A 13,327-nucleotide genomic window follows, 5' to 3' on the forward strand; every position below is an offset into this window, starting at 1 on the left:
ATGGATCGTGTCGGCGTGTGCAATGTTGCCCGACAGATGCGCTATTTTGATGCATCGTATGACAAGGCTCTTGATCTCTTGCTCACTGGCTACTGTTCCGTTTTTTAGAATTGGAAAGCCCTGGTAGAAACGTGTTCTGGCATCGCAAACAGCATTGCGATGTGTTATACTAATGGATAGTTCGTTTGGATGGATAAATTATTTCAAAGTACGCCTATGAGCGTATAAATATACAACTGAAAATATCATAGAACGTGATTCTCATGTTTGAGTGCGCGGGAGCTTGGAAATGCCAGGCTGAGAGGGTGACCCGGATGTATCCATGATATGTCCAATTGTCATCGACCGCTTAAACCTGATCTAGATAATGCTAGCGTTAGGGAGTGACACTTCTTGGATACAGGATAGATGCGACTTCGACGGTGCTGGCATTGTGTGCAGCGCCGTTTTTTATTGTGTGTAAGGGAGAAGATGTTTGAGCCTGACGCAAGGAGGTTTTGTCTGTGTCTGAAGAGGTGAAGGTCGCTGAGCGCCAGCCGGTGCGACAGGATGAGTTTCTGAGGATTGAGTTGCGTGGCATGGAGCCAGTACCGGCTGCTGAGCGCCATGGTTCTCCACATGGGCTGGCCCTGGTCTGGACCGGCTCTGTCTCCAATTATATATCGTTATTGACGGGAGCTCTGGTGATCAGCGCGCCACTGGCTGTGGGAGCTCATCAGGGACAATTGGGCTTGCTGGATAGCGCGCTGGCAATTATGCTGGGAGCCGCCTGTGCCGCGATCCTTCACGGTTTGTTAAACGCGACTGGCGCGCGTACGGGAACGCCGCAGATGATCTTTGCTCGTGGTGTCTATGGACATCGGGGCGTCTATCCAGCGGCGCTATTGACGTGGCTCATGGCGCTTGGCTGGTTTGCGGTCGACTGTATCATCGGCGGCTGGGCACTGGTCCAATTATTAGGCATTTTCGGTGTGCCTAAAACGACGGAAGTGGCACTGGGAGCCATCACGCTGGTCCTGATTGCATCGGTCGTGGTAGCGATTTATGGACATCAAACCGTCCATGTTTTTGAGAAATATGGTGCGCTTGTCTTCATGATCTTCTGTGCGCTGTTGTTCGTTTTCTTATTCCCAAAGGTCCATTGGCAGTTTCCGACGACGGTCCATGGCTCATCTCGTTTCGCCGCCATTGCGGTCGGAGGCAGTTTCATCTATGCGCTGGTGGCATCGTGGATTCCCTTTGCCTCTGACTACTCGCGCTATTTGCCGCTGACCGTTTCCGCACGCCATACCGCCTGGTGGACTGGTCTGGGAATAGGATTGCCAGTGGCGCTGCTGGGTATCCTGGGCATGGTGCTTTCCACGATAAATCCAGCCAATGGCGATCTGCTGAGCGTGATTACCACGGCCAGTCCACCCTGGTTAACCGTTCCCTTTTTATTATTTGTGGTGTTGGGAGAAATCTGGGCCAACTATTTCGATGTGTACACCGCTGGCCTGGTTGCGCTGGCAATGGATATTCCATTGCGGCGTTGGACCTCGGCCCTGGTGTGCGGCTTGCTCGGTGGTATTTTCGTCTATGGCATTGGTTTCTTTTCCCACTTTAATCGGGCCCGCACGTACACCGAACTGAACAACGCATTCCTCAGCTTCTATACAGATTTTCTGCTGCTCACCTATCTCTGGGTCCCCTCCTGGGCGGCTGTCCTGCTGATCGATTTCTTTGTCTTCCGGCATGGCTCTTATACTGTTCATGATTTGACCCGTGGACGAGCTGGCAGCTACTGGTATCGAGGAGGCGTGTTCTGGCGTGCTGTTATTGCATGGATGATTGGTCTGGTCGTGACGCTTCCATTTATTGGATCTGCCACTTTGCCGTGGCTGGCGACTCCCTGGCAGGGTCCACTGGCCCGCGTACTTGGTGGCGTGGACGTGAGCGGTATTATCGGCGCGCTGGTGAGTGCTGGTGTCTATCTCCTGCTGGGATGGAAGTATTTTCGGCACTCAAAATCCGCCCGGGATTATACTGGAGCGGACGTAGTTCATGATGAAATTCATAGATAGTGAAAAGTAGTCTATAAAGGTAAGCGAATAGTTCTATAGGAGTATAGGGGGTATCGTATGTCGGAGATGCAGGATAACAGAGAGCAGGTTGCGCGTGCTCTGACGATTGCTGGATCTGATTCCGGTGCCGGTGCAGGTATTCAGGCGGATTTGAAGACATTCGCGGCATTGGGCGTTTATGGCACCTCTGCTATTACCGCGCTGACGGCGCAAAATACGCTGGGTGTCCAAAGCACGCTGAATATAGCTCTACCTATGATTACAGCTCAGATCGATGCAGTAATGGAAGATATCGGTGCCGACGCCGCCAAAACAGGCATGCTGGCAAGCTCAGAGATTATCGAAACGGTGGCGGATAGTGTGCAGCGCTGGCAGCTCCGGCTAGTCGTTGATCCTGTGATGGTCGCCAAAGGAGGCGCGCACCTGTTGCAGTCCGATGCCGTACAGACGCTAATCACGCGACTCTTACCGCTGGCTGAATTGGTCACACCTAATTTGCCAGAGGCTGAAGTTTTGACAGGCCGTGGTCCCTTACAATCTCTCGCTGATATGCGCGAGGCTGCACGCGCTATCCATGCTCTGGGGCCGCGCTATGTGGTAGTCAAAGGAGGACATCGCGAGCAAGATCCTATCGATATTTTTTATGACGGGCAAGAGTTTGTAGAATTACGTGCGACACGTGTGGATACGCAACATACGCATGGTACCGGCTGTACCTTCTCAGCAGCCATTACCGCCTTCCTGGCGCGTGGCTGGTCGGTAGATGAAGCCGCCGTGCGAGCCAAACGCTACATAACTGGAGCGATCCAGCACGCGATTGGATCGCAGATTGGACATGGGCATGGGCCGGTCGAGCACTTCTGGTTATGGGAGCAATCATCCATGCAGGCTGAATAAGCAAATCCTGTCCGGCACATCTGGTGTAGTGTTCGTTGTAGGCGTGTCTCTCTTTTTGATAGACATAGACAGCATGGGCAAGTGGTGATAGGTATGAGGATACCGAAATAATGTTCAACAAGGAGGATAGCATGACAAATGGAAGTACTGTTGACCTGGGGGCGCTCCTGACACGGGTGCGCACCAATAAACCCCTGGTACATCATATTACTAATATGGTGGTGATGAATGATACCGCGAATATTACGCTGGCACTGGGGGCGCTGCCAGTGATGGCTCATGCTCCTGAAGAGGTAGAGGAGATGGTAGGATTGGCGGGCGCGCTGGTATTGAATATTGGGACGCTGACGGTTGAGCAGGTGGATGTAATGTTACTGGCTGGCAAGCGCGCTAATGAACTGCATATCCCGATTGTACTCGATCCCGTGGGGGCCGGAGCGACGCGCTTTCGCACTCAAAACGCGCTCCGCTTGCTATCCGAATTACACATTTCGGTGTTGCGGGGGAATGCTTCAGAGGTAGGATCATTGATCGGTGTGGAGAGCGAGACGCGGGGGGTGGAATCTATTTCGGCTGGCGCGGCCCCGGCGGTTATCGCGCGCAACGCATCCGGTGTGTTTGGCTGTACCGTGGCGATTACCGGGGCCCGTGACGTGATTGTGGATGGCGAGCGTGTGGCTGAAGTGGATAATGGAGATCCGCTTTTAGCAACTATTACGGGCAGCGGTTGTATGGCTACCAGTCTGATTGGTGGCCTGCTGGCGGTTGAGCAGGATAGCTGGTTGGCAGCTACGGCGGCGTTGGTTATCATGGGTATCGCGGGTGAGAATGCGGCTCCCCAGGCTGGTGGACCCGGCACCTTCCGCTCTCATCTGCTGGATGCCGTGGCGGTGTTGACGGCAGACCAGCTACGCGAACGGCAGAAAGTGACTATTCTATGAGTCATCCAGATATATTCCCAACGTTAACGGGGAAACATAACCTGTCACTCCATGTTTTAACTGATCGCAATTGGTCGCGTGGACGTAGCATGCTGGAGGTTGCAGCGGCAGCCATTGCCGGGGGCGCGACCGTGATACAGTTGCGTGACAAACAGGCCAGTACACGAATCTTGATCAATGAAGGTATGGCCTTGCGTGAACTCACAGCACAACACGGTGTGCTCCTGATCGTCAATGATCGTATCGATGTTGCCCTGGCGATCAATGCCGATGGAGTGCATGTCGGACAGGATGATATGCCCGGCGAACTGGCTCGTACACTCTTAGGACCGGATCGCATTCTGGGCATCACGGCTGGCACGATGGAAGAAGCGGTCGCTGGCATCAGCGCGGGGGCTGATTATCTCGGCATCAGCCCCATCTATCCTACCCGCACTAAAGATGATGCGGGCGAGCCTGTTGGTCTTAGCTTACTCACTGACATCTCGCGTCGCTATAGCACGCCGCTTGTCGCTATCGGCGGCATCACGGCTGATAATGCCACCGAAGTTCTTCGGGCAGGAGCCACTGGTGTTGCCGTGATCACCGCCGTCGTCGCCGCTGAAGACATCACAGCGGCCACGCGCCAGCTCGCCATCCGTCTCCATCTCTAACGGACAATACCGCTTCAACAAGAGGATATATAAGGAAACAGGAAAAATCCAGCAGTAATGATAGAGGGTCTGTGTGTTTCCCATCACGTTAAGGTTTTTCTAATCTCTTAAGTTTATGCTTAGACTCTCTTATAGCAGAGTTTATCAGCCTCAAAAACGCTTGTATTCTCATCTCAAAAAAACTATGCTTATGGAGACAAAAGAAAGTGAGGTTGATGCAAATGCAAGTTCGGGAAAATGTAAAAGTAACTCTACAGAATAATGAATTGACTGATGGTGTATTGGTACAGCAGACACTGGCTGGTGATCAGAGAGCCTTCGAGGTATTAGTACAGCGTTATAATACACCTATCTTTAATTTTATTTGCCATCTATTGAATGACTATGATCAGGCCTGTGATATTTCTCAGCAAGTTTTTACACAGCTCTACATTTCAATGCCAACCCTGCGCACCGGTGAGCCTCTCAAAGCCTGGTTGTTCCAGGTAGCGCGCAACCGCTGTCTGGATGAGCTTCGTCGCAAACGGGCAATCCACTTTTCTGATCTCGAAGCCTCGCACGATGAGGACGATCTTTCTCCCCTGGCAATTATTCCTGATGGTAGTCCCTTGCCGGATGAAATGGCTGAGCGTAGCGATCTGAAAGCGAAACTGCGCGAGGCAATTGATGCCTTACCTCCGAAATTCCGCATGGTTGTGCTCTTGCGCTACACCTCCCAGTTGAGCTTCTCAGAGATCGGCAAGACTCTCAGCATGCCAGAAGCGACCGCCAAAACCTATTTCCAGCGTGCGCGCCCCCTGTTACGTGCCGCAATGTCACAGCACTGGCAGCCACGGGTCGTTCATTCCGCATCTTAATTTCCTTATGAAATTTTAAGATTTCTAATATAATGCTTGGAATTCTGAAACTTCTCTCTTAGCTTTAGCGTATTAAAACCAGACGTTAAAGAAGAAATAAATACGAAGAGTGTAGGAGGGATTTTAGCATGAACAATCTGTCATTAGATTTCTTACAGAATGATACGGTACTGGATGATAGTGAGGTGGATGAGCTGTTTACAGATATGCTTCATGTTGAACCGCCTACGGACATGGTTGGACGCATTATGCAAGCGGTCTCACTTTTACCGCAGCCCAGACCACTTTCGCACTGGAAAGACTTTGAGCTGATCCAGGTTGAAGACGATCTGGATCAGTTAGCATAGAACGCAGGCTCAAAAGCCTGCGTCTTTTGTATTTTGGCCTGTGTTGCCAGGCTCTTTATCCTTCCGAGTGATGAGGGAAAGGGAATAATGGCGAGGACTGTCATGCCTGCCAGCGCGCTCCGTCAGGGGCTGCCGCCCCATAGGTGCGAACAGCCCCGGTCTCTCACTTCCCTCTCGCCGCCGCACGCGGCGGCGAAGAAAAAAAGAAAAAGAGGTATTTGGGGACACCCCAAACCCCGGCAAAGGGCTCGCCGCCCTTTGCAATTCCGCTTGAAAAGCCTTACGTTCGCACCTAGGGGGCTGCTGCCCCTGCGACCCGCTTTCACCTGAAAAGACAGAGACACTGTTGCCAGCCAACTTAGTTCCTGTCTATTTACTCAGTGCACAACTTATTCATTTGAGTGTTAAAAACCGTTGGATAATCACATACACTTATCCCCTTTGAGTGCCATGAACGCCAGAAAAAGCCCTCCAGAGGCAATAGCTAGCGGCTGGAGGGCCTTCCTTTCAGGTCATTCTGTTGGAGAAGTTGTGTTTCTTTTTACTGACGACCGAATCGAGAGATGTTTATTTGTCTGCCTGCTTGATTAACCCCGGCAGGTCCATTCGCGCCAGCTGTAACCGTCACGGACAAAGATGTCGTGAGCGGCAATGATATTCGCTCGGGCGTTGTATGGGGATTGTCCGGCCTGTGATGTGGTATTCCAGGTGCTTGGATACAAGATCTGAAATACACCGGCCGCATTGCTTCCACCAATGGAAATTGAATTGGTGGCACCTGCGTTTAATCCAGACTCACAGGTCGCGATTTGTTTGGCGCTGGCAGCATAGGAACCGAAGATTTCATCGATTATACCACTGACGCTGGTCTTCGTTGTCGTCAGGACTGGCGCAGCCTGTTTTGGAGCAACAGGAGCAACAGGAGCAACAGGAGCAACAGGAGCAGCTGAATGGACGCCTGGTGCTGTTTGTACCACCGGGCTGATGGTTGTTGGAGCAGTTGCTCCAGCGCTGGTGATACACAATTGTTGATCAGGAAAGATCAGGTTTGGATTCACCAATGCGTTTTTGGAGGCCAGTGTTTGCCACGTCGTGTGGTAGCGATTAGCGATCTGGCTCAGGGTATCCCCAGAACGGACGGTGTATGGGTTCGCGCAATTGGCTGCGGCATGCGCGCTGGGAACCAGGCTGCTTAGACCGAAGGCAACGCCCAGCACGCCGAGTAAACTTATCATAGCAGTTAAACGCACTGCAATCATACTTTTTTTACTATCTACACATAAGTAATTCCGAATGTTTTGATGTACTTGCAATTTATTCTCACCTTGACTAACAACTTCTCAGTTTCCCCACACGTCTTTAAGGGGTTCACCATTGTGCCCCCCTCTGTGTAGGTTTTAGGAACATGCATAGTATAGCATGAAACACATTGAAGCATAGGGAAGCATAGATGTAGATAGCCCTAATTACCTACATCTATGTCATGGTGTGGTGTGGATAGCTATTCGCTTAATTTTGTCTCAATTCTTGCAGGCAGGGATCCTAGCTTGAGTTCCTGGCACAGCCAGCGGGCGCGGTCCATGCGGGCCTGTGCATTCAATTCATGGCTACTATCGTACCAGCGCATTTGTTTTGGATGATTGGCCGCCTCAAAATAGCGTAGAGCCTGCTCTTCTGAAACAAACTCATCCTGATGGCTGAACTGAAAGAAAGCGCTTGCCGGTGTGGCATACCCAATATAATGGACAGCATCCAGGGGCTCGATGAGGTGTAAATAGCGCTCCTGCTCTTCCCATGAAGTTCTATGCCGCCATTTGGAGAGAAACGGATGGTTACTAACGCGATAGGCATCAGACATGCTGGCATAACCTGCCATCAGGACATAGGTCTTAAAACGCTTCTCGACGCCTGCGATTATCCCACCATTGGTTGCACCGTAGCTATGTCCAACGTAGCCGAGGCGCTGTAGATCAATATCAGGACGTGCAGCCAGGATATCAATCCCATGACGCACGTCAGCGACGATCTGGAGGCCCAGATCACGTGCCGCTGTCTCGGCTGGTATATTTGCCTGCAAGGCTCGTGGACGACGTGTCGGGGCATCGATACACAGTGACACCACGCCCAGTTCGGCCAGGATCATCGCCTCATCGACAAACTCATGGCGATCTAGCTGTCCCCAATGCACAAAGATCATGCCAGCGAACGGTCCCTGTCTATCCGGCACGATCAGATAGGCGGGCACTTGTCCACCCGCAGGACTGGGATACGTGATGTCCTGTATTGTGGCATGTTTATGGTGCTGTTGTGAAATGACATGAACTTCAGATGATGTCGTCGCGGGATAGTCAAAGAATTTGGGATCGAGCATAGCATTTTCTCCGTCTTTCAAAAGAATGTCAAAACGCTTCCTGTCATTGGTTGCATCCGATGGTTGAATTGTTCAGCAGCTTGATGCTCAAGTGCACCAGTATTGAGCATGTGTGGCACGTTGTGGTGGTGATTTCTTAGCGCCCTCTTCCATCGAGAGTGCCCGAGAAACAATTATAAGCACATGCCAGAGATGCTAGTACTATGAATTCGTTCTTTTATCTATATTACACCATTGGATCGGTAGATGCAAAAAGAGTTTTAGCATAAATACTCATGGAAAATTGGAATGTGCTCAAAAAAGAGCGCCAGGCTTATTCTTGAGGCGAGGAGTGACATTTTTGCCATAGAAACGAAGAAAGGCGAAGCCGACTTGATCAAATCGGCTTCGCCATGGTTGCATCTGGAGCAAACGAGCTAGAATTTTAATGCTCCCGCTGAGATGTTGGCGATAAACTGGCGAGCGCCGAAGAAGAAAATGATAATCAAGGGTAGCGTTGCCATTAATGTTCCCGCCATAACCATGCTATAGTCTGTGTTGTAGACGCCATTAAGTTGGGCCAACGCGACCTGCAAGGTATAGGTTTTGGCATCGTTGAGGACAATCAAAGGCCACAGAAAATCATTCCAGGCATTGATAAACGTAATCGCGCCCAGGAAGCCCAGGGCCGGGCGCAGGGCAGGGAGCGCCACACTCCAATAGAGGCGCAGATGTCCACAGCCATCCAGGCGACCGGCATCAATCAGATCAGAGTGAATCGCTGAAATTGAATACTGACGAATCCAGAAGATGCCGAAGGCGGTCACCATGCCGGGCACAATCAGTGGCAAGAACGTGCCGATCCAATGGAAATCCGCCATGATCACGAATGATGCGACCAGTGAACTGGCTGTTGGAATGATCATCGTGCCGAGCAAGATCACAAAGAGTATATTCCGTCCTGGAAATTCAAACTTGGCAAAGGTAAAGCCTGCCAGTGAGCAGAAGAAGAGCACCAGTACTGTGATGATCGTTGATACCAGTAGTGTATTGCCAAAGTTGCGCAAGAAATCAATATTTTGCAAGACTTTGGAAAAATTGGCCCACAACTGGTTGCCAATGAACAGAATAGGGGGGACGTGGTAGATATCATTGGTCGTGTTTGTCGCCATCACGATCATCCAATAGAAGGGTATAACCGAGATAAGCAAAAATAGCAATAAAATGATGTGCGTAATGATACGCTGCGTACGCGTTCCGTAATCTGTCATCGTGTGGACTCCTTTGTCTTAATTCTCACCGCGTTGGACGAGTTTCCAGTTGAGCAGGGTAAAAATGACCAGGATAAAGAAGATCACCCAGCTCACCGCCGCACCATAGCCAAAGTGGAAGGTCGTAAATGACTCATAATATTGGTAGAGCGACATCGTCAGACCCTGGCTACCGATACCACCGGGGATGCTTTGTCCTGCGGCACCATTGAACAGGATTTTTGGTTCGGTGAAGAGGGTCAGTCCGCCAATCGTCGAGGAGATGACGGTAAACAGGATGACTGGTCGTAGTAACGGAATGGTGATGCGGAAGAATATGTTGAAGGTATTGGCTCCATCCAGGCGTGCAGCCTCGTAGAAATCGGTCGGGATGCTTTGCAGGCCCGCCATATAGACCAATCCGTTATAGCCAATCCAGCGCCACATCACAACCATCGCGAGCATCCATTTCATGGCCCAGAAGTCACTGAACCATTGGACTGCTGGCAGATGCAGGGCCGTCAGAACTGCGTTAAACAGGCCATATTGGACCCCAAAGAACGAGTTGAAGATCAGCGTCACTGCAACGATGGAGGTAATATTGGGCAGGAAGAAGCAGACCTGATAGAGGAATTTGGAACGTTTCCGCTGGTTGAGCAGAAAGGCCATCGCCAATGCCAGGAAAAGCATAGGGACGGTAGACATAATCCAAACCTCAAAGGTATTGAGGATTGCGGTCCCAAACAGTGGATCTGTCAGGGCATAGGTAAAGTTGTTGAAGCCGACAAAGGTCATTTTGCCGATGCCATCCCAGCGCTGGAAGGCGAGGTAGAGCGAGAAGATGATCGGTACTAGGCTAAAGACGAGAAAGATGACAAAGTAGGGCAGAATAGACAGATATAAAGGCAAGTATTTACGGAACTTACTTTTTTGTTGGCCGCTCGCGGCATGCGATTTGGTTTTTGTTTCACTCTGAGGCAGAGTGATTGGACTGACGCTACCCATAGTAGTTTCTCTCCTTCATTGGATGAGATGATTAACGTAATAAATCGCGTTGAACGGCTATCTGCGCATCGTTCCAGGCTGCATCGGGATTTTTATTGGTGGCGGATACCAGTCCTAATGCATTGACAAAATCCTGTCCAACCACGTCATGATTGGCATCGAGGTAGAAGTTGGGGATATTTTTGGCGGCTTCGGCGAAGACGGCGTTCGTATTCTCCTTACCAAAGAAATCTTCATTGGCATTGAGGGCTGGATTGTTCAGGGTTTCCAGTGCCGATGGATATAATTGCAGATCTTTGTAGGCAGTGAGCTGGTTGTCTGGATTCTGCAGCCAGGAGATCACCTGATACGCTTCCTTCGCATGTGTGGTGGCCGCGGGAATGGTGAGGAATGAGCCACCGTTATTACCATCTCCACCTGGTGTGCGGGCGACGCGCCAGTTTCCTTTGGTGTTTGCAGCGGCTTCGAATAAGGGCTGCTTCATCCAGACCGCTCCGACGAATGAGGCCACCGTTCCATTGCTGATCGCGGCATTCCAGTCGTTGGTCCAGTTGACAACCTCGGCGCTATTCCCCTGCTGATACATTTTTATCGCTGTATTCCAGGCGTTTTTGACATTGCCACCATCGCCAATATACTTGCCTGATCGGTCAGCATATTGTAAAGGTTGTTGTCCCAGCACCATGCCGTAGATAGTCGCAATATTGTCAATCAATTTAACTTTACCATTGGTTGCCTGTTTGATCTTATCGCCCGCCTGCATATAATCATCCCAGGTTTTCAAGGTGTTGGTGACCTGGGTTGGATCAGTTGGCAAGCCAGCTTTGGCGAAGATGTCGGAGCGATAGAAGAGAGCCGTCGGGCCTGTATCCATCGGTATGGCGATCTGGCGGCCAGTGGGTGTGGTGCCAAGATTCCATTTCCAGGGTAAATAGGTAGATTTAAGAGCATCAGAGCCGAGGGTGCGCAGGTCGACAAATTGATTCTCATCGGGGAAATAGGTGGAAAGGTTAGCGTTGACTGCGAGAATGTCTGGTACTCCGTTGTGACCGGCCATGGTCGTCCTGACCTTGGTATCATAGTCAGTAATTTTTTCCGCCGTCAGATCGATATTGGGGAATTGTTTGCCCACCTGAGCGATCACACTGTCATCAATCGAGCGGTTCCAATACCACATGGTCAAATGGATTTTACCGCTTGCTGTACCAGACGTACAGGCGGCTAAGGTGCAGAGTACGGAGAAAAGTGTCAGTGTGCACAGGAAGCCCCGTGCGGCTTTAGAAAATCTGAGCGATAATGAGTTTATGGGCATTCATTGCCTCCTCAATTATTATAAACAACATAAATGGAAATCTGCGTTGAAATCCTCATTACTTGAGATGAAATTATTCCTTTCTTGTTCTTATTATTTTTGTGGCATGCCTATCTATGTGCAAATCCAGTTGAGGCCCGTTCGACGAGCCTGACTGGTATAAGGGGTGGCGAGGGATTGTCTGGCTGGCTGATTGTCTGTTGAAGCAGTTCAATCGCTTGTTTAGCCATTGCGTTAGTATCTAGTTTGATTGTAGTCAGGGGCGGTGTGGTAAAGCGCGCCAGCGAAATATCATCAAACCCGATCACAGAAAGATCTTCTGGAATGCGTATACCAAGTTGCCACGCAGCTGAAATAGTACCAATCGCCATTAAATCATTGGTAGTAAAAATAGCTGTTGGGCGTTGTGGACCGGATAACAGTTCGTAAGCTGCGGCGCGTCCATCTTCCAGACAGGACTGGCCTGCTTTGATCATCCCTTCATCCACAGTGATCTGATGTTTGCTTAGCGTTTCGAGCATGCCGTTGACACGGGCAAAATGCTCAATGCCACCCTCAGGAGTTTTGTGGGTGATAATCCCTATATTTCGATGTTCTAATGCCAGAAGATGCTCGGCTGCGAGCCGACCACCTTGATAGAAATCAAATGACACAGCTGGAAAGATTTTGCTTGCATCGCTTTCACCGAGACAATAGACTAAGGGAAGATTCGGAAGTGAGAACGTTTGTAACTCTCGCGGCTTAATCGCGGAGGAGAGAACGAGAATGCCATCCACGCGCCTTAACGCCAGATCCTGCAGCATATGCTGGTTGACCTGATTGTCGGTGGTAAATGTGGAGACAAAAACGCGCAAATCGGCCTGATAGGCTAATGATTCAACCGCTGTCGTAATCTCGGAAAAAAATGGGCTATTGAGATCGCGCAGGACCAGTCCAATAATTTTGGTACGCCCCTGGATCAAACTGCGGGCCACCATATTTGGGCTGTATTTCATATCCTGTACATATTGCATAACCCTGGCGCGAGTTGCCGCACTGACAGAACCTTTGCCATGTAGCACATTTGATACTGTCGTTGCTGTGACGCCTGCTGCCTTTGCAATGTCGTAAATAGTCGTCATGAAGCTCCTTCACCGTTGCAGAAGCGCATACTGGTTTATCGATAAACGTGTTACATTAATTATTTAACATAAATATATGTTGTTGTCAAGCTTATGGAAGTACTACTTCAAAAAAGATATCAGTAAAAAAACACTATTGCTCTCCAAAGATATACATGAATGCGCTTCCTGCCTTTATTGCTATGGATGAAAGAATGCGAAAAAATTACCATTCAAGGCTGTATAGATAGACAAGTTGGACATTCTTGTATAGAATTACGAACCTGGGATTCCTAATCAGTTGTTATGTATCAACTATATCTTGCGCTATTGAGCCTCAGGACCTTGTGCCTGCTTGCTGTATAGGTGTACCTGCATGTGTTAGTGCACCTACTCCAACAAATGGGGGTGAAGCAAGAGCTCCCTGCCTGTATGGTTTTCCGTCATCGAGACCTGAGCGTGAGTGCCCTCATCGTACCTGTTCAGGTTGTCCGCAAAAAAGCTGAACAAGAAAAGCGATAAGCTGAGCAAGAAAGGACGAAAAAGGATGAG

At 50.1% G+C, this 13,327-nt stretch carries 12 protein-coding genes; 6 read left to right on the forward strand and 6 right to left on the reverse strand.

Features of this window, described 5'->3' with window-relative positions:
* Nucleotides 1-503: 503 nt before the first annotated feature.
* From F1593_RS25625 to F1593_RS25650, 6 genes are all read left to right on the forward strand, one after another.
* Nucleotides 504-2,063 (forward strand): purine-cytosine permease family protein, encoded by a 1,560-nt coding sequence (locus tag F1593_RS25625; RefSeq protein WP_149404402.1) that lies wholly within the window; start codon nt 504-506, stop codon nt 2,061-2,063.
* Nucleotides 2,064-2,120: 57 nt separating this feature from the next.
* Nucleotides 2,121-2,960: a bifunctional hydroxymethylpyrimidine kinase/phosphomethylpyrimidine kinase gene (gene thiD, locus F1593_RS25630; RefSeq protein ID WP_216368993.1), complete on the forward strand. Its 840-nt coding sequence runs from the start codon at nt 2,121-2,123 to the stop codon at nt 2,958-2,960.
* Between the two features lie 131 nt (nt 2,961-3,091).
* Nucleotides 3,092-3,901, forward strand: coding sequence for a hydroxyethylthiazole kinase (gene thiM / locus F1593_RS25635; protein ID WP_149404403.1), 810 nt, complete (start codon nt 3,092-3,094; stop codon nt 3,899-3,901).
* Nucleotides 3,898-4,554, forward strand: coding sequence for a thiamine phosphate synthase (thiE, locus tag F1593_RS25640; RefSeq protein ID WP_149404404.1), 657 nt, complete (start codon nt 3,898-3,900; stop codon nt 4,552-4,554). The genes thiM and thiE overlap by 4 nt, the downstream gene beginning before the upstream one ends.
* A 215-nt stretch (nt 4,555-4,769) precedes the next feature.
* Entirely contained in the window at nt 4,770-5,411 is a 642-nt protein-coding gene (locus tag F1593_RS25645; RefSeq protein WP_308483128.1) for an RNA polymerase sigma factor, read from the forward strand.
* Nucleotides 5,412-5,539: 128 nt separating this feature from the next.
* Nucleotides 5,540-5,758, forward strand: coding sequence for a hypothetical protein (locus F1593_RS25650; protein WP_149404406.1), 219 nt, complete (start codon nt 5,540-5,542; stop codon nt 5,756-5,758).
* 587 nt (nt 5,759-6,345) lie between these two features.
* On the opposite strand, the gene F1593_RS25655 is transcribed toward F1593_RS25650, so the two are convergent.
* The 6 genes from F1593_RS25655 to F1593_RS25680 form a co-directional block, all read right to left on the reverse strand.
* Nucleotides 6,346-7,017: a LysM peptidoglycan-binding domain-containing protein gene (locus tag F1593_RS25655; RefSeq protein ID WP_149404407.1), complete on the reverse strand. Its 672-nt coding sequence runs from the start codon at nt 7,015-7,017 to the stop codon at nt 6,346-6,348.
* A 242-nt stretch (nt 7,018-7,259) separates the two neighbouring features.
* Complete coding sequence (locus tag F1593_RS25660) at nt 7,260-8,129, reverse strand: alpha/beta hydrolase family protein (protein ID WP_149404408.1); 870 nt, start codon at nt 8,127-8,129, stop codon at nt 7,260-7,262.
* Between the two features lie 416 nt (nt 8,130-8,545).
* The gene (locus tag F1593_RS25665; RefSeq protein WP_149404409.1) at nt 8,546-9,379 is read right to left on the reverse strand and encodes a carbohydrate ABC transporter permease; all 834 of its coding nucleotides are present in this window, start codon (nt 9,377-9,379) and stop codon (nt 8,546-8,548) included.
* A gap of 18 nt (nt 9,380-9,397) precedes the next feature.
* Nucleotides 9,398-10,363: a carbohydrate ABC transporter permease gene (locus tag F1593_RS25670; protein WP_149404410.1), complete on the reverse strand. Its 966-nt coding sequence runs from the start codon at nt 10,361-10,363 to the stop codon at nt 9,398-9,400.
* A gap of 31 nt (nt 10,364-10,394) precedes the next feature.
* Complete coding sequence (locus tag F1593_RS25675; RefSeq protein WP_149404411.1) at nt 10,395-11,675, reverse strand: ABC transporter substrate-binding protein; 1,281 nt, start codon at nt 11,673-11,675, stop codon at nt 10,395-10,397.
* Between the two features lie 110 nt (nt 11,676-11,785).
* Nucleotides 11,786-12,796: a LacI family DNA-binding transcriptional regulator gene (locus F1593_RS25680; RefSeq protein ID WP_149404412.1), complete on the reverse strand. Its 1,011-nt coding sequence runs from the start codon at nt 12,794-12,796 to the stop codon at nt 11,786-11,788.
* Between the last annotated feature and the right edge of the window lie 531 nt (nt 12,797-13,327).

Source organism: Dictyobacter arantiisoli (assembly GCF_008326305.1).
Lineage (GTDB): Bacteria > Chloroflexota > Ktedonobacteria > Ktedonobacterales > Ktedonobacteraceae > Dictyobacter > Dictyobacter arantiisoli.

Excerpts from the sequence above, each read along its gene's own strand:
- thiD (WP_216368993.1), top strand. The coding sequence starts at position 2,121 with ATGTCGGAGATGCAGGATAACAGAGAGCAGGTTGCGCGTGCTCTGACG.
- thiM (WP_149404403.1), top strand. The coding sequence starts at position 3,092 with ATGACAAATGGAAGTACTGTTGACCTGGGGGCGCTCCTGACACGGGTG.
- thiE (WP_149404404.1), top strand. The coding sequence starts at position 3,898 with ATGAGTCATCCAGATATATTCCCAACGTTAACGGGGAAACATAACCTG.
- F1593_RS25645 (WP_308483128.1), top strand. The coding sequence starts at position 4,770 with ATGCAAATGCAAGTTCGGGAAAATGTAAAAGTAACTCTACAGAATAAT.
- F1593_RS25650 (WP_149404406.1), top strand. The coding sequence starts at position 5,540 with ATGAACAATCTGTCATTAGATTTCTTACAGAATGATACGGTACTGGAT.
- F1593_RS25655 (WP_149404407.1), bottom strand. The coding sequence starts at position 7,017 with ATGATTGCAGTGCGTTTAACTGCTATGATAAGTTTACTCGGCGTGCTG.
- F1593_RS25660 (WP_149404408.1), bottom strand. The coding sequence starts at position 8,129 with ATGCTCGATCCCAAATTCTTTGACTATCCCGCGACGACATCATCTGAA.
- F1593_RS25665 (WP_149404409.1), bottom strand. The coding sequence starts at position 9,379 with ATGACAGATTACGGAACGCGTACGCAGCGTATCATTACGCACATCATT.
- F1593_RS25670 (WP_149404410.1), bottom strand. The coding sequence starts at position 10,363 with ATGGGTAGCGTCAGTCCAATCACTCTGCCTCAGAGTGAAACAAAAACC.
- F1593_RS25675 (WP_149404411.1), bottom strand. The coding sequence starts at position 11,675 with ATGCCCATAAACTCATTATCGCTCAGATTTTCTAAAGCCGCACGGGGC.
- F1593_RS25680 (WP_149404412.1), bottom strand. The coding sequence starts at position 12,796 with ATGACGACTATTTACGACATTGCAAAGGCAGCAGGCGTCACAGCAACG.